The organism is Mucilaginibacter aquaedulcis (assembly GCF_030409325.1).
Taxonomy (GTDB): Bacteria; Bacteroidota; Bacteroidia; order Sphingobacteriales; family Sphingobacteriaceae; genus Mucilaginibacter; species Mucilaginibacter aquaedulcis.
The window spans coordinates 1-16,765 of sequence record NZ_JAUFPR010000003.1; the positions used below are offsets into that span (position 1 = coordinate 1).

The following is a 16,765-nucleotide window of genomic DNA, read 5'->3' on the forward strand; positions in this document are numbered from 1 at the left end:
AAGTTTCAGAACCCTTTCCTCTCAGACTTTCGTCCTCCGTAGCGGGCTGCAAAAGTGCAAATTGTTTTTCATATCCGAAAATTTATTTGAAGTTTTATTTGGCGCCCTATTTCCGCTTCTTCTTTCTCACTCCCCTTCATAAGCCCCACTTCAACTAACCTTCTAAGAACAATCCCGCTTCCTCGTTTGCGGGGTGCAAAGATAGATACTTTTACCCCTCATCCAAACTTTTTTATCCTTATTTCAACGATTATTTTCAAGAACCTGGTTATCAGGCGGGAAAATTATGTAAAGGGTACTTGTATGCTCAAAATCGTCATCCTTATATATAAAGTAGCTGCTCAATCTCCAAAACAGCATGCTGATCATTGTTTTTTGCATCATACTACCTATACTATATAATAGGGCATTACTTTGCTGCTTTAAACGTTACATTATATGACAAAGCCTGCCAATCCTATACTATATATAATATAGTGTACCGTAAAGCCAGGTGTAATATATTACAGGATATATATTCATATATATTGAAGCTGTGCCCGATCGAGAGATTTTTCAGTTCTCCGCATACATAAATCTATTTTACAGGTAAAGATCATTAATAGTACTTATTAGAAACTTGCACAAATTCTTTATAATATTGCTATTTTTGAGCAATTAACGGGGATTCTCCAAAATATTTTATTGCATTTTCAGTTAGGACAATCTCGCTTACATCAATACTTATAAATTACATGAAAAAAGTTGCTCTTATTACAGGTATAACTGGCCAGGACGGTGCGTATTTAACCGAATTATTATTGTCAAAAGGATATGTAGTTCATGGTATTAAAAGGAGAAGTTCGTTATTTAACACAGACAGGATTGATCACTTATACCAAGACCCTCATGAAGAACATCAAAGGCTTATTTTGCATTATGGCGATTTAAGCGACAGTACAAACCTGATCCGAATTATTCAGCAGGTACAGCCTGATGAAATATATAACCTTGGTGCTATGTCGCATGTTAAGGTAAGTTTTGATACTCCAGAATATACAGCAAACGCTGACGGTATTGGTACTTTAAGGTTATTGGAGGCTATCCGTATTTTAAGCCTTGAAAAGAAAACCAAAATATACCAGGCTTCTACTTCTGAACTATATGGTTTGGTACAAGCGGTTCCTCAATCTGAAACAACTCCGTTTTACCCCCGATCGCCTTATGCGGTTGCTAAAATGTACGCCTACTGGATAACTGTTAACTATCGTGAGGCTTATGGCATTTATGCTTGTAACGGCATATTGTTTAACCATGAAAGCCCTCTGCGCGGTGAAACCTTTGTAACCAGGAAAATTACAAGAGCAACAGCCAAAATAGCTATGGGCCTGCAAGACAAACTATTTTTAGGAAACCTTGATGCTCAAAGAGATTGGGGACATGCTAAAGATTATGTTGAAGCCATGTACCTGATACTTCAGCAGGAAACTCCTGAGGACTACGTTATTGCTACAGGTGTTACTACACGTGTACGTGAATTTGTAAGACTTGCCTTTGCAGAGGTGGGTATTGAAATTGAATTTAAAGGTGAAGGGGTAAATGAAAAAGGATATGTAGTTAGTTGCTCAAATCCTGACTTTCAGGTTGAGACAGGTACCGAAGTAGTTGCGGTAGATGAAAAATATTTCCGCCCTACGGAGGTTGACCTCCTGATCGGTGATCCTACTAAATCAAAAACAAAATTAAAATGGGAACCTAAATATGACCTCCCAAAATTAGTTCAAGAAATGGTAGCAGCTGATGTTGATCTTTTTAGAAGAGAGAAATTGTTAAAAGCATCAGGGTATGAAATTAAAAACCAGTTTGAGTAATATATATAATGGATAAAAATTCAATTGTTTATATAGCCGGCCATAATGGAATGGTTGGATCATCCATATACCGCAAATTAAAGCGGGAAGGATTTACCAACATTATAACCCGCAACTCTCATGAACTTGACCTGCGTGATCAAAAAGCAGTTGCCGATTTTTTTGAGCAGGAAAAACCTGAATATGTTTTTTTAGCAGCAGCCAAAGTAGGCGGTATTATCGCTAATGATACCTACCGCGCCGATTTCTTATACGAAAACCTGCAGATACAGAATAACGTTATTCATTCCTCTTATGTAAACGGGGTAAAAAAACTAATGTTCCTGGGCTCAAGCTGCATATACCCTAAACTGGCTCCTCAACCCTTAAAGGAAGAGTATTTGTTAACGGGCCTGCTTGAACCAACCAACGAACCGTACGCCATAGCGAAAATAGCCGGTATTAAAATGTGTGATGCTTATCGCAGCCAATACGGATGTAATTATATTTCCGTTATGCCAACCAACCTGTACGGCTGCAATGATAATTACCATCCTCAAAACTCACATGTGCTACCCGCATTGATCCGCAGATTTCATGAAGCTAAGGAGCAAAACACTCCAACAGTAACCATCTGGGGTACGGGATCACCTAAAAGGGAGTTTTTGTTTGCCGATGATTTGGCCGAGGCTTGCTACTACCTGATGCAAAATTACGACGAAGAGGGCTTAATTAATATTGGTACAGGTGAAGATATTTCGATTAAAGATCTGGCCTTATTAATTGGAAAAATTATTGGTTACGAAGGTGAAATAGCTTTTGATACCACCAAACCCGATGGAACGCCAAGAAAGCTAATGGATGTTTCAAAATTGCACAGTAAAGGCTGGAAACACAAAATTGAGCTGGAGGAAGGAATAAAACTGGCTTACAACGATTTTCTTTCCAAGCTAAAGGAAGGCGCAATCGCGTCAAGATAATTACCAACTTTTAACATGTAAAAAAAGCGGGCCCGGTTAAACCGGGCCCGCTTTTTTTACATAAATGCTTTTGATACCTTTAATATAACACCAAATGAGTTGTATAATAAGCCGCCGTTATCATATCCTATATCATAACCAACGGTATAACCATTTTTCAAAGGCCGTATACCTTCCAGATAGGTTGATAATTCGCGAACTTCTTTAAATGCACCAGGACGGTTGGGCTTTGTTAAAATACCGCTTATTCCGCGAAACGATTCATTTCCTGTTTCATAAGTGCCTAAATTTTTAGAATATGATATCTTTGCTGTATAAAACCAATCATATGCTTCGATTTGGGCAGCCAAATGCCAGGCACTTACACGGTTATTAACAAAAAACTGTCTAAAATACGATCCTAAATTATCTCTCCCATCAATACGAGTGGTCATAAAAGGACTACCTAAGCCCATATTTCTGTACGACCAGCCCTCCACATACTCATAATTGTTGTAATAATCCTCTGCTCCGGATTCAGTTCTCTTCGAATCTCTCTTGCCAGCTTGATTGGCTGTATACAAAAATTCAAACAATATCTTTTTCCATCGTACATTACCAGAACCAGGTGAGTTATTGAGCACGCTTACGCCGTTCAATCCATCCTTGATGTTTGCAAGAGAGCCAAGTCCGCCTTTATCATAAAAATTTTGTCGATACGCCGTTAAAGTCAGATCGTCAAATCGGTATTCGCCACCAACATCAAGTGAACCCAAATGATTCCCCACTTTTGAAAAGTTAAAAACCTTACCGGTAAGCACGTACCAATAAGTTTCTGAACCAGTCAGTGTAAATCGTGGCCCGAAAACACGTTTTTCATCCCCCCATAAAACCTCATGATTATACCCTGCCCTAAGCTTAAGTCGCCATGAGGGCTTACCTAATTGCACATATAGTGAATTTTCCAGATAATAGCTTTTAAACTTGGCAGGCTTATTACCATATTGAACATCCACGTTACCCGCGTAGCCGTTTGCAAATCCTCCTTTAACTGCAAATAATCTTCCTAAAACAGGAATGCTGTAATAATTAGGAATACTTATTCCCACCTTAGGAATACCAAGGGCATTCCCGGAAATAGAAAAAGCCCCGGACGACAATGAAGAATCCACCATACCTACGATATCTTTTGATCTGCCGGCTTTTAATTCAAAAACGCCTGCGTGTGCTTTAACATAGCCCTCAATTACATTAAAACGAGAGTTATTACCTATGTTAGCCCTGCCCTCAAATGAAGCTGCCCAACCAAATGTTTTTGTTGTATCGTAATCCTTACGAATGCGCCCTATAAAACTTCCGGAACCGCCTGATAATGGTGTACTGCCAAATTGATTTGACCGGAGCCAGAATGGTACGGCACCTGATGTTGTTCCTATACCTTGTGCTTCTAAACTAACATGAACGTCTTTTTCCTGGGCTGATACTATCGTATAAAAAAATGATGCTACTGCAAAAACTATGAGTTTCTTCATATAAATTTTATTTAGGGGCTAATAAAAGATAAAGCTTATCAACAACATGATTCAATCAATGTTTCACATTAGTTAATATTTATTTAATTTAAATTTTATAACATAATACACATATACATTGTTTACAATGATAGTAAAATTAAATTCTATTAAAAATATTTCAATAAAATAAATGAAAATACAACTATAGTGTTTATTTTATAAATAAGTCAGAGAAATAAACATTAACCGTAAAGCACTTTTTTTTACTGAAATTACTAAAGAAGAGACATGATAAACACAGCTTCTTTTGGGTATAAGTAAGCCAAGAGAATAAAAGCTATGGAAACTAAGCGCTATATATGATGAATCACAATCGCATGTAAGATCAAGCTATTAGTAACAACCCCATAAGTTGAGCATTTGAACAAAACCAGGAACACAAAAAAGCCACAACAGGTTAACCCCGTTGTGGCTTCTAAAAATTACAGGTGTATTAAACCCAGTATATTTAGCTAATGTGTGTACCTATTGAACGTACCTGGAAACCGATAGCCCTTAATTTATCGGCGTCAAGAAGGTTACGTCCGTCAAATATTTTAGCTGGTTTCAGCATGCTGTCATAAATTCTTTGCCAGTCGTAGCCTTTAAATTCGTCCCACTCTGTTAAAATTGCTATAGCGTGCGAGTTTTTACAAGCTTCGTAAGGATCGGTAACAACGCTTACACCTTTCTTATTCTCCTCGGCAGTTCTTGTATGCAGGTAATCCAGATCGCCATAGATTTGATTTTCCGGAACCTTAGGATCATAAACTACAATATCTGCCTGCTCGTTTAACAGATGATCAGCCACGTAAATAGCTGCCGATTCACGGGTATCATTCGTATCTTTCTTGAATGCCCAACCCAGGAAGGTGATTTTTTTACCATTTACGGTATTATACAGATTTTTGATGATCTGGTTAGCAAAGCGACGTTTTTGGTGATCATTCATGATAATTACCTGCTCCCAGTAATCAGCCACTTCCTGTAAACCGTAGCTTCTGGCTATATAAACCAGGTTTAAAATATCTTTTTGAAAGCATGAACCACCAAAACCCACAGATGCCTTTAAAAATTTAGGTCCAATTCTGCTATCAGTTCCTATAGCCCTTGCTACTTCGTTAATATCAGCTTCGGTTTGTTCACAAATTTCGGTAAGTGAGTTTATTGAAGATACACGCTGCGCCAAAAACGCATTCGCGGTAAGTTTTGATAATTCTGATGACCAAACGTTTGTAGTTAAAATGCGTTCATTAGGAATCCAGTTGGCATAAACATCAACCAGGGCCTGAACAGCAACTTTACCTTCCGGGGTATTATCACCACCTATCAACACCCTGTCCGGGCTATCCAAATCCTCCATGGCTGTTCCTTCTGCCAAAAACTCAGGGTTTGATAATATCTGGAATTGCACACCACCACCGGTGTGTGTAAGAATGTCTTTAATTGCACTTGCCGTTCTTACGGGCAGTGTTGATTTTTCTACAATGATCTTGCTATCTTTTGCTACACTTGCAATTTGCCTGGCGCAAAGCTCTATCCATTTTAAATCAGCCGCCTGACCTTTACCTGCACCATAAGTTTTGGTTGGTGTGTTAACAGATATAAATATCATCTGAGCTTCATGAATAGCTTTATCTACATCAGTAGAAAAAAACAAATTACGACCACGGGCTTCGGCAACTACTTCACTTAAACCAGGTTCATAAATAGGTATATTATTAGTATCCTCATCATTCCAGGCTGCAATCCGGGCTTCGTTAAGATCAACCACGGTAACCTGTATATGCGGACATTTTTTAGCAATCACGGCCATAGTTGGGCCGCCTACGTAGCCTGCTCCAATACAGCAAATCTTTGTAATATTTTCCATGTATAAATTGATGTTTAGTGTGTTTTGACTTTTTAAATTTTATAAATTTTACTGATGATATTTTATTGTTACAATGTTTTACTTGCTAATATTATCAAATAATGACCCAATTTATGATAATTAACCCGCACAAAGGTTAAAATATTAAAAATTCAATCAAAATTTAATAACGGTCTTATTTCTACTTCTTTTTTGAGAAAGGCTTCAAAATAATTGGGGATTATTTTACAATGCCGGGGATTATTTGACACCATATGATTCACTGCACAACAATGCATCTTTGATATTAACGGTTAAAAAATTGGCGTTCACAACGTGTTTACTTAAATTCATGGTATCCTCCCGTACAATTTTATTTACACGCCAGATCCAAATGCAAACAATTACAATATTATTGTATACGGAACAACCTCATCCGGGGTTATGGCAGCCTTACAAACTATCGGGTCATTCTTCTAATTACCCGACATCGCATTGGATGTGTCATTTTTAGTCCTTACAAATTAACAACAACCAAACGCTAACCTATCTGGCTTGTATAACCTCATCACCAAGTTGCATAAAAAAAGCCTTCATTATAAAATGAAGGCTTTTTTACTTAATTAAGAGCTTTGTGATCTATACTAAACCTTGCAAGTATTTACCGTAACCACTTTTGATATATTTTGTGGCCAAAACCATCAGTTCATCACGGGTGATGTAACCCATTCTGTAGGCCACTTCTTCAATACAGCCTATTTTGGTATCCTGGCGTTTTTCAATTACACGAACAAATTCAGTAGCATCGCTCAGTGAATCAAAGGTACCGGTATCCAGCCATGCCGTACCGCGGTCCATCAAACCAACCATCAAAGTACCGTTTTCCAGGTAAACTTTATTTACGTCTGTAATTTCGTACTCACCCCTTGGCGATGGAGCAATGTTTTTCGCTATTTCAACAACGCTGTTGTCGTAAAAATACAAACCCGGTACCGCGTAGTGCGATTTAGGGCTTACAGGTTTTTCTTCAATAGAAAGTGCTTTGAAGTCCTTATCAAACTCAACGACACCGTAACGCTCAGGATCGGCAACCGGGTAAGCAAAAATAGCCGCACCAGTTAAATCATTAAAGCTTTGGATCAGTTTGCTAAAGCCCGAACCGTAAAAAATATTATCACCTAATACCAGGGCAACTTTATCTTCGCCTATGAATTTTTCGCCTATTACAAAAGCTTGTGCAAGGCCATTAGGTACTTCCTGGATAGCGTACTCAAAGCGGCATCCCAGTTCGGCACCATCGCCTAAAAGGCGTTTAAAGCCATCGCTATCTTCGGCAGTGGTTATAATCAATATTTCTTTTATACCAGCAAGCATCAATACTGATAAGGGATAATAAATCATCGGCTTATCATAAATAGGCATTAGCTGTTTGCTTATCGCTTTGGTTATTGGATACAGACGGGTACCAGAACCGCCGGCGAGAATGATCCCTTTCATACTTTTAGTTATTGTAGGTTAATGTTTAAGTTTTTGATACACTCCACCAGGCTATCGCGCCAGTACGGAATGGTAATATTGAAGGTGGTTTTAACCTTAGCTTTATCCATTACTGAAAAAGTTGGCCTTGTGGCTTTTGTAGGATATTCAGACGTACGGATAGGTAAGGTTTTAACCTGTGTTTCGGATATATCAAATATACCTTTGGCAAAATCATACCATGAAGTAACACCTTCATTACTGTAATGATAAATACCGTATGCTTCAGAACCTGAATTAATGATCTCGAGGATACAAGCAGCCAGATCAATGGCATAGGTAGGCGTACCCACCTGATCGGCAATGATCTTCAGTTCATCGCGTTCGGCACCCAGTTTAAGCATGGTTTTAACAAAGTTATTTCCATACTCTGAATACAGCCAGCTTGTTCTGAGTGTAAAATGCTGAGGCAAAACATCGGCTATAGCCTGCTCGCCCTGCAATTTGGTTAAACCGTAAACACTTATAGGTTCGGCAACGTCAGTTTCGGTTAGCAGATTTGGGTTATCGCCTTTAAAAACAAAATCTGTTGAGATATGAATTAAGGTTGTACCAAACTCCTGGCATTTAATCGCTATGTTATGGGCACCGGTTTTGTTCACTTTACCGGCAAGCTCTACTTCATCTTCCGCCTTATCTACAGCTGTATAAGCAGCGCAATTGATGGCATGAGTTGGCTTGTATGTTTCAAAAACGTCTTGAAGTGCCTGCAGGTCAAGAATATTAGATTCGGCTTCGGGTAAAAAATGAATATAATCTATCCCTTTATCGGCTGCTACCTTTTTAAGGCATTGGCCCAGTTGTCCTGAAGCTCCGAATACTACTATATTTTTCATGGTAATGTATATAATTTGATAAGTTTTTAGGCCTGATTAAAAACCAAAATCAGGAGCATCTTTTAAGAACGGCAGTTCGGCATCTTTTTCAGAAACAAGTAACTCATCGTTAGGCAGTTTCCAATCAATTGCCAGATCAGGATCGGCATAATGCAAACCACCTTCTGATTGTTTGTTGTAGTAATTATCGCATTTATATTGGAATACCGCAGTATCACTCAACACAACAAAACCATGGGCAAAACCACGGGGAATAAAAAACTGGGTATTGTTTTCGTCCGAAAGTTCAACTCCGTAATATTGTCCGTAAGTTGCTGATCCTGTACGCAGGTCAACAGCAACATCCAATACTTTGCCTTGTGTAACCCTTACCAATTTAGCCTGGGCATTTTCGCCTTTTTGCAGGTGAAGGCCACGAAATACGCCTTTGGTAGAAAATGATTGGTTGTCCTGTACAAAATCAACCGTGTAACCTACCGCCTGGTTAAACGAAGCTGCGTTAAAAGATTCAAAGAAGTACCCTCTTTCATCGTTAAAAACGCGCGGATTTAAAATTATACAACCCTCAAGAGGGGTCTTGGATATATTCATTTTTTGATAGGTATTTGTAAAATTAAACTATGATAACCGTTAATTAACGGTTATCATACTGGTGCTCATAATAGCTTGCGTAAGCACCACTGGTGATATTATCAAGCCATTCTTTATTATCCAGGAACCAATCAATGGTTGCAGATAAACCTTCTTCAAAAGTTACAGAAGGGCTCCAGCCTAATTCTTTATTCAGTTTGCTTGCATCAATGGCGTAACGCAAATCATGACCCGGACGATCTTTTACATAGGTAATCAGTTTTTCACTGGTACCTGCTTCGCGGTTAAGCTTTTCGTCCATTTGCTTGCACAGCAAGTGTACAAGGTTAATGTTTTGCCACTCGTTAAAGCCGCCAATGTTATAGGTATCGCCAATTTTACCTTCGTGGAAGATAAGGTCGATTGCGCGGGCATGGTCAATTACATATAACCAATCGCGGGTGTATTTACCATCACCATAAACCGGAAGCGGTTTGTTATTGATGATATTGTTGATCATTAACGGGATCAGTTTTTCAGGAAAATGATTTGGGCCGTAGTTGTTTGAGCAATTTGAAATTTTTACCGGTAAACCATAAGTATCATAATAAGCCCTTACAAAATGATCTGAAGATGCTTTGCTTGCGCTGTACGGAGAATGCGGATCATATTTGGTTTCTTCGGTAAATAAACCGGTTTCACCTAAAGCGCCATACACCTCATCGGTAGATACGTGGTAAAAAATGTGACCGCTGAAATCGTCTTTCCACTTGGTTTTGGCTGCTTGTAATAAATTTACAGTTCCAATTACGTTGGTGTAAACAAAATCTAAAGGGCTAAGGATTGAACGGTCAACGTGTGATTCTGCCGCCAGGTGAATAACATCGGTTACGTTATAAACATCAAACAACTGGGTTAGCTGGTCAACATTCAGAATATCAGCTTTTTCAAACTTGTAGTTAGGAGCATCCTCAATATCTTTAAGGTTTTCTAAATTACCAGCATAAGTTAAAGCATCGAGATTTACAATGAGGTATTCAGGATATTGATTAACAAACCGACGAACTACGTGTGAGCCAATAAAGCCCGCACCACCAGTAATTAAGATGACTTTTTTCATAAGTATTTTATTTTTCTTTAAAATAGGTTAAGCAATACCTTATATTTCTTCTATTGCTTGAGCTATTCCTTTTTTTGATTATACGATATTAACTTTAAAAATCCAAATATTCTTAGTTATTAGGCTATTGAAGTTTTAAATAATTATTTTCCTATTTAATTAAACAGATGTAAGAACCGGATTCGCTGTTATCTCGAGCATATGATTATAATATTGATCAATAATTAAATCCCAGCGATATAATTTCTCTATTTTCTCTATATTGTTGTTTAGCTTAACCTGACTCTCGGCGCTTTCTTTACGGCCCGATTGCAATATTTTTGAAACATCATCCTTATCTGTAAAATAATAAGCATCTGTTCCCAGAATGTATTCATTAAAAGGATTATTATTAGCGCAAATTAAGCTTTTAGAAGCCATAGCCTCAAGTAACGATGGGTTGGTGCCGCCCACGGTATGCCCATGAAAATAAATATTGGAGTAATAACGCAAATTATTTAATTTTTCAATATCATATATCCCCCCAATAAATTTGATGTTTGGATATGATGCAAACTTCGTTTTTAAATACTCTCCGTAAGTTGTTTCATGTTTACCCACTACTAAAAAGTCGTTATCCATTCCCGATTGAGCAACACCATCTAAAATAACTTCAATGCTATTTTCAGGCTCTAAACGGGCAACAAGTATATTATAATTCCATGGACTTAAATTAAACTCCTTGAGTACCGTAGGATCGTTATCTTCAAATACGTGGGCTCCATAAGGTATAAAAACCGAATCCTTATTGTATTTCTCCAACAAATACTCTTTGATACCAATCGAATCAGCAATCAGGTGATGACTATATTTTACCCCGAGTTTTTCTGCGTAAAGTAAAAATCTTTTAACTCCTTTTGAATATTTTGTCCGCTTCCATTCCAGACCATCCATATTGGTTGTAATTACCGATCTTTTTGAAGGTAGTAAACTTCCCCAAACAGAACTACTGGTATATCCCAATTGCAAAATAATATCGCAATTTCTTTTTCTAACATCTCTAATACAATTCAGGTCATATATAAACTGACCCGCAGTACCCCATTTGTATTCCGGGTCGTAGCAATGGATAATTTTAACACCATTCCATGTATCTTCCTTATACGGATGATTATGGGAATTATATACAATCACTTCCACTCCTTTCTTAACCAAGCCGAGAGCAAGATATTCTGCACATTGTTCAAACCCTCCGTAGTGGTTGGGAATACCTCTTGTACCTATAATGGCAATTTTCATAATAGATGTATATTTATGTAGTTATCAATTAAATGCCGGCAACTATGACAGCGAAAACAAGTACCATTAATTAAACTGCAAACGTTGCTAAACAAATGCTATTTCAGCATTAAAAAATAGCTATATCTTGACTACCTGATTGTTTTGCAGTAAAATGTCTTTTAATTTACTATAACTGAGATCTTGTAAAGCTATGTTCTGATCTATTGACATAGATGCAGCAATAGCAGCAGATTGACCAAGAACCATATATTGCGGTTCCATTCTAATTGAACATTGAGCAACCCTTGATGCAGATAAACAAACTGGAACAAGTAAGTTTTGACACTCCGATCTCTTTGGAATGATAGCACGGTAACTTATCCCGTAAGGGCGCGGTAACGGCTCAAATAATTCGCCTTCAACGTAAACTGTTCGGTTTGAACCTATAAAATACTGTACAGCGTGCGAATCAATGTTATAAGAAGCCATCCCAACCGGATCTACAACTTCAGTTCTCCCAAACAATACGTCTTCAGTAATAACGTAGTCGCTAACCATTCTGCGCCCTTCCCTAACATATAATTCAGTAGGCCAGTTCCCATTATTCACAAACTCGTCCTTAGCTAAACCATATTTACTGTACTTATTCCTGATAGTTGCCGAAATACGCGGATCGTTCTGAAGAGTCCAAAGAAGCCCTTGTTCATAAACCCTGTGCTGTGCTAAAATATTTGCTCTTTCCGTATAGTCACCATCAGCGTAGCCTTTATTACCCCCAACATAATCAATAGATAAGTGATAAGTATTGTTAATATCAAACTTATTGTGGGGCAGCGGAGCGATACTTAAAAGCTCAGTCGCGTTTTTATTTTTATCAAGGATACGAAAAAGCATTTGATACTGCAACGAATCATAGCCCTCTGGCTTGGTTATGCTCACCATATTATCTTTTTGATTGCTAACGCAAAGCCTGAAACAATATGATTGTACCAAATCATCACCCTGCCCCGTAGGGTTATACTTATCATTAACATGGGGAAACAAACCGCTTGATGGATCGCCTTTAATAACATAAGGGTCAATAGACAAAGCCATAACGCCTCCCCATCCGGCAAATTTTTCATTGTATTTCGATTTATCCTCACGGCCTACGGTATAAGAAACGCCACTTTTAGCCATGAGATCGCCTTCATAACTTGCATCAATGAATTCTTTAGCATAAAATACTTTTCCGCTCTCCATTTTGATGCTTTTTATCACTTTTCCTTCTTTTGAAACACCTCCGTTTAACAACAATCTCTCTTTATAAAAACATTTTATATTATTTGTTGATATATAGTTTTTAAAAGTTTCCAAAGCCACTTTCGGCTCCAATGCAAAACCTTTCTCTTGATAGTGACTTTGAATGCCTTTGTAAAAGTCAAGGGACATTCCTCCTAATGCCCTTATATCCCCAATATCTGTATAACTCAATCCAGAAGCTGTGATGCCCCCTACATTGTCAGAATTACTGATTAGTATTACCGACTTACCCATCTTTTTTGCCTGCACCGCTGCAATTACGCCGCTTGATGTTGCTCCATAAACAACAATATCCGAAAAATTAGATAGCGATGAATTCGGTTGTTCACCACCTGTTGTGTCCTGATGTATTGTTTCACCACCAGTTATTTTCTGTTTGCTACAACCGGTCAAAGCAATAACAATCATGCAGAAAAGAAGCAATATTGCGTCTTTGCTCGCTTTCGTTTTTAGCCGTAAAATATTACGGCTAATTATAAACTTGAACATTTTAAAGGTTTAGGTATTAAAAAATATAATATATTGTATTAGTTCTGGAACGCTAACAGTGTTTTCTTGCCAATCTCAACCCAATTAAATTTTCCAAAAATTAATTCATTGGCATTTTTTACAGTACTCCCTAAGTATTCATTATTATCAATTATCCAGATAATTCGTTCTGCCAAGCTATCAACGTTCTGGCTTTCAAACAGAAATCCGTTTTCACTGTCAGATATTATATCGGCAAAAGCAGGCAGATCCGAGCAAAGCAAAGGCACACCATAACTCATTGTCAGCAAAACAACACCGCTTTGATATATCTCCTTGTAGGGCAAAACGCATAAGTGAGCCGCCGAGTAATAATTTTCGATCTCATCATCAGGTATGAAACTAAAATTTGTTGATACAACATCTTCTATCTTTAATTCTGAAATCAGATTAGTATACTCCTCCAAATCGCTTTTCCATGCTTTACCGGCAATTGTCAGGTTAACTGCATATCCCCGGCTTTTAACTATGGATACCGCCCTGATCAGCAAATCTAAAGCCTTAACCTTTTTTATTTGCCCAAAAAATAACAGATTAAAAACTCCACCTGAATAACCACTATAATCAATCTTATTTATAAAGGGCAAATAATTACCATGCGGAATTATAGACACCGGTGATGAAATATGCCCTTTCTCTTCCAAACTCTTGTTTGACGATTCGTTATGAACAATTACATGATCAATAAGCGAATAACTTACACGTTCAATTATATTGTTAGAGTTTCTATGAAACGAATTTACATCATGTACGGTTACAACTATTTTGAATTTAGAACGCTTAGCTAACGTTAATATCAACAGGTCTATCAATCTAAAAGAGAAAAAATGAAGGTGAATGATCTTATTCCCTTTTTTCTTTATTTGTTTAAATGCCCGGAGGTGTCCTTTAACATATTCAAAAACTTTACCTATAGTTCCCCTCTTCCAAAGATTAAAAAATGTGAAAATAGTTTCTACATTTTCAAAATCGCGGATATTGGTCACATCCGAGGTATAATAATCTACTTTAACATTATTTTTACCTAAACCATAAGCCAATCCGTAGCAATAGTAGTCCATGCCGCCATGTCCTCCTACTGGTTCAATTATGCTTATTGTGGCAATCTTGCTGTCCATATATACCTGTTTAAAAAAGCTCATTAATCACATTCTTTATCATTGCACCGTTTTCCCGTTGAAATTGGTTAACCGGCTCAGTAAATAAAGGTTTATAAGCCGGAATATCGTGCCTCAATATCAAACGTCCCTTCTCTCCTGTTTCTTCCACAAACTTGTTTATCTTATCAGAATAGTCGTATACGGCATAAGGTACCGCCAATGTTTGGGCAACAACCGCCGGATGTAACCTCGCAGTCACTATAAAATCGGCTTCATGCAAGCATTTCATCGATTTTTGAATGAGGTTTCCATACACAGTTTCTACTTCAAGCCCTTTAGAAGCAAAAATCAAGTTAGCCTGCTCGGCATCCGCTATATCAACTTCATAGTCGCAAACCAGATTCACCACCTTTGACACATTTAGCTTCCGCGCTGCTTCAATCACAAGATCAACCAGAGATGAATTCACGAAATTATTATCAAGGCCTTGATAATCTGACAGGTTACGGCAGGAGTACACCACGTATCCGCCTTTCTTTTTCCCTTCATAAGCCCCTTCGTTTGCATAAGCCAAATCCGGGATGTAATGTATATTACGTTTTAGCCCTAATGTTAGCTTCTTTGCTATCGATACTGATTTATTATCTCTCAGGTAAACGCCTTTTGATAACAAAACAGCCAGCCTAACGCACAACTTAGTAGTACTTTTTTTCACTGAATCTATACCGACGCCGAGATAATAAATTTTAACTCCTTTAAGAAAGCCCAGAAGCATAAATTTGATACCACCAGTGCCGCCCTGATCCATGAAACAAGTTCCGCCGCCCCATAAAAGCGCCATTGAGCCATCCAAAGCTTTCTTTACGGCTTTCATATCCAGGTCTTTTTTTACACTAACAATATTCAAACGTGTTTCAGGATAATCAGTAATAGATTCGCGAAGCAAAACGTGATCACCATAGGTGAGTATGTTTATTTCATCATATTTCTGTTTAAAAAGATTTATTAACGTATCCAGCATTAACAAATCGCCGAAATTACCTCCATAATATCCAATTATTGAAATTTTCATATACTTACCGTTGTTTTTAAAGATAGCTTCCTGATGTGCCCCATAAAGATGAAGTAGTAAAAAACAGATGTCATTATTTCGCTGAACAAAAAGCTATAAGCAAGGGAAACTATCCCGTTTTTTGGTATAACAACAATGAATAGGACTTGCAAAGCGATAGCAGTAAACGAAGCAAATACCTTTTGCCTTATGCTATGTGCCGACAAAAGCGAAGCTCCCAGAGCTGTTGAAAAGAACCGGAACGGTAAACTGAATGATAAAATATTAAGAATATCTGACGACTTCATAAAGGCTTTTGGATAAATTATGCCTATCAGATATTTCGTACAGATCACAACTGCAATTGCAAAAACAATGCCTGACAAAAAAGCCACAAAACTATGTTTAATTAATAAAGTCTTAGACGAAGGATCGTTGCTAAGCTTGTGATATTTTGGTAAAAAATAGGTACCGAAAATCATATTCGGGAGTATATAACATGCGGTTAACAAAGTTGTGGCAGACGAATACAAACCAGCCCCTATTGTTCCAAAATAAAAAATAGCTACAATGGTAGATAATTGTATCTGAGCAACGTTAATACTTCCGTTTAAGGAGTAATAACAAGATTGCTTAAAAAATTTAAGCACTTCTGAAAAGTCCTGTTTAACTCTTATATAGCCAAAAGATAATACCTTGTTGATAGACGCGAACAAAAACACAAAGGAGATGGCATGTGACAAAACCAACAGTAACAAAATAGTTTTTAAATCAGCCGGATAAAAGAAACTAACCAAAACAAGTATTAATCGCAGGGAAGGTAATAACACCTGAGTTAAAGACACTTTCAAAAAATCATTTCTTGATTGCGCCAATGCAACACCGAGATACTGAAGCGAAAGCGGGAAGTAGTAACTCGCCAACGCCAACGATTCTATAAGATTGAGGTTATATTTTGCAAACAGAAATTGGCTTACTATGAAAGATAAAAGAACTGTAATACCCAAGCACTTCAGTGCAATACTCCAATACTTAGTTTCTTTGTCAATATGAACGCAAGCCTCTCTTAAAAATAACCCCGATATCCCAACACTCGCAAACGGCCCCAAAATCGTTAAAATAGATGTTGCGGCCGAATAAATACCAAATTGGTCTATTGAAAGTTTGTGACTTAAAAAAACCTGTAGCAAAAAAGTGGCGCCCGCTGCCCCAAAACCGGATACTATAACATTTATAACCTTTTTATATTTCATTATCATACTTTATACA

13 protein-coding genes are annotated in these 16,765 nt (G+C 37.6%); 2 read left to right on the top strand and 11 right to left on the bottom strand.

Features of this window, described 5'->3' with window-relative positions; all coding sequences use genetic code 11:
- The first annotated feature begins 734 nt into the window (after window positions 1-734).
- Window positions 735-1,850, top strand: coding sequence for a GDP-mannose 4,6-dehydratase (gene gmd / locus QWZ01_RS15220; RefSeq protein WP_290324657.1), 1,116 nt, complete (start codon window positions 735-737; stop codon window positions 1,848-1,850).
- An 8-nt stretch (window positions 1,851-1,858) separates the two neighbouring features.
- A complete protein-coding gene (fcl, locus tag QWZ01_RS15225) occupies window positions 1,859-2,809 on the top strand; it encodes a GDP-L-fucose synthase (protein ID WP_290324659.1) in 951 nt (316 codons plus the stop codon).
- A 56-nt stretch (window positions 2,810-2,865) separates the two neighbouring features.
- On the opposite strand, the gene QWZ01_RS15230 is transcribed toward fcl, so the two are convergent.
- From QWZ01_RS15230 to QWZ01_RS15280, 11 genes are all read right to left on the bottom strand, one after another.
- A complete protein-coding gene (locus QWZ01_RS15230; RefSeq protein ID WP_290324661.1) occupies window positions 2,866-4,320 on the bottom strand; it encodes a capsule assembly Wzi family protein in 1,455 nt (484 codons plus the stop codon).
- A gap of 490 nt (window positions 4,321-4,810) precedes the next feature.
- On the bottom strand, window positions 4,811-6,214 hold the full coding sequence (locus QWZ01_RS15235; RefSeq protein WP_290324663.1) for a UDP-glucose 6-dehydrogenase: 1,404 nt from the start codon (window positions 6,212-6,214) through the stop codon (window positions 4,811-4,813).
- 618 nt (window positions 6,215-6,832) lie between these two features.
- Complete coding sequence (rfbA, locus tag QWZ01_RS15240; RefSeq protein ID WP_290324665.1) at window positions 6,833-7,690, bottom strand: glucose-1-phosphate thymidylyltransferase RfbA; 858 nt, start codon at window positions 7,688-7,690, stop codon at window positions 6,833-6,835.
- Between the two features lie 8 nt (window positions 7,691-7,698).
- A complete protein-coding gene (rfbD, locus tag QWZ01_RS15245) occupies window positions 7,699-8,580 on the bottom strand; it encodes a dTDP-4-dehydrorhamnose reductase (RefSeq protein WP_353959417.1) in 882 nt (293 codons plus the stop codon).
- Window positions 8,581-8,601: 21 nt separating this feature from the next.
- A complete protein-coding gene (gene rfbC, locus QWZ01_RS15250) occupies window positions 8,602-9,156 on the bottom strand; it encodes a dTDP-4-dehydrorhamnose 3,5-epimerase (RefSeq protein WP_290324667.1) in 555 nt (184 codons plus the stop codon).
- Between the two features lie 43 nt (window positions 9,157-9,199).
- Window positions 9,200-10,255: a dTDP-glucose 4,6-dehydratase gene (gene rfbB / locus QWZ01_RS15255; protein ID WP_290324668.1), complete on the bottom strand. Its 1,056-nt coding sequence runs from the start codon at window positions 10,253-10,255 to the stop codon at window positions 9,200-9,202.
- 159 nt (window positions 10,256-10,414) lie between these two features.
- A complete protein-coding gene (locus QWZ01_RS15260) occupies window positions 10,415-11,533 on the bottom strand; it encodes a DUF1972 domain-containing protein (protein WP_290324670.1) in 1,119 nt (372 codons plus the stop codon).
- A gap of 120 nt (window positions 11,534-11,653) precedes the next feature.
- On the bottom strand, window positions 11,654-13,306 hold the full coding sequence (locus QWZ01_RS15265) for an FAD-dependent oxidoreductase (protein WP_290324672.1): 1,653 nt from the start codon (window positions 13,304-13,306) through the stop codon (window positions 11,654-11,656).
- A gap of 38 nt (window positions 13,307-13,344) precedes the next feature.
- Window positions 13,345-14,463 (bottom strand): glycosyltransferase family 4 protein, encoded by a 1,119-nt coding sequence (locus QWZ01_RS15270; RefSeq protein WP_290324674.1) that lies wholly within the window; start codon window positions 14,461-14,463, stop codon window positions 13,345-13,347.
- Window positions 14,464-14,473: 10 nt separating this feature from the next.
- Window positions 14,474-15,517 carry a polysaccharide pyruvyl transferase family protein gene (locus tag QWZ01_RS15275; RefSeq protein ID WP_290324676.1) on the bottom strand — a complete coding sequence of 348 codons (1,044 nt, stop codon included), beginning with the start codon at window positions 15,515-15,517 and terminating at the stop codon, window positions 14,474-14,476.
- Window positions 15,514-16,749, bottom strand: coding sequence for an oligosaccharide flippase family protein (locus tag QWZ01_RS15280; protein ID WP_290324678.1), 1,236 nt, complete (start codon window positions 16,747-16,749; stop codon window positions 15,514-15,516). Before QWZ01_RS15280 ends, QWZ01_RS15275 begins: the two co-directional genes overlap by 4 nt.
- Between the last annotated feature and the right edge of the window lie 16 nt (window positions 16,750-16,765).

Bases quoted from the DNA above. Each gene is read 5' to 3' on its own strand.
- gmd (WP_290324657.1), top strand. From the start codon at position 735: ATGAAAAAAGTTGCTCTTATTACAGGTATAACTGGCCAGGACGGTGCG.
- fcl (WP_290324659.1), top strand. From the start codon at position 1,859: ATGGATAAAAATTCAATTGTTTATATAGCCGGCCATAATGGAATGGTT.
- QWZ01_RS15230 (WP_290324661.1), bottom strand. From the start codon at position 4,320: ATGAAGAAACTCATAGTTTTTGCAGTAGCATCATTTTTTTATACGATA.
- QWZ01_RS15235 (WP_290324663.1), bottom strand. From the start codon at position 6,214: ATGGAAAATATTACAAAGATTTGCTGTATTGGAGCAGGCTACGTAGGC.
- rfbA (WP_290324665.1), bottom strand. From the start codon at position 7,690: ATGAAAGGGATCATTCTCGCCGGCGGTTCTGGTACCCGTCTGTATCCA.
- rfbC (WP_290324667.1), bottom strand. From the start codon at position 9,156: ATGAATATATCCAAGACCCCTCTTGAGGGTTGTATAATTTTAAATCCG.
- rfbB (WP_290324668.1), bottom strand. From the start codon at position 10,255: ATGAAAAAAGTCATCTTAATTACTGGTGGTGCGGGCTTTATTGGCTCA.
- QWZ01_RS15260 (WP_290324670.1), bottom strand. From the start codon at position 11,533: ATGAAAATTGCCATTATAGGTACAAGAGGTATTCCCAACCACTACGGA.
- QWZ01_RS15265 (WP_290324672.1), bottom strand. From the start codon at position 13,306: ATGTTCAAGTTTATAATTAGCCGTAATATTTTACGGCTAAAAACGAAA.
- QWZ01_RS15270 (WP_290324674.1), bottom strand. From the start codon at position 14,463: ATGGACAGCAAGATTGCCACAATAAGCATAATTGAACCAGTAGGAGGA.
- QWZ01_RS15275 (WP_290324676.1), bottom strand. From the start codon at position 15,517: ATGAAAATTTCAATAATTGGATATTATGGAGGTAATTTCGGCGATTTG.
- QWZ01_RS15280 (WP_290324678.1), bottom strand. From the start codon at position 16,749: ATGAAATATAAAAAGGTTATAAATGTTATAGTATCCGGTTTTGGGGCA.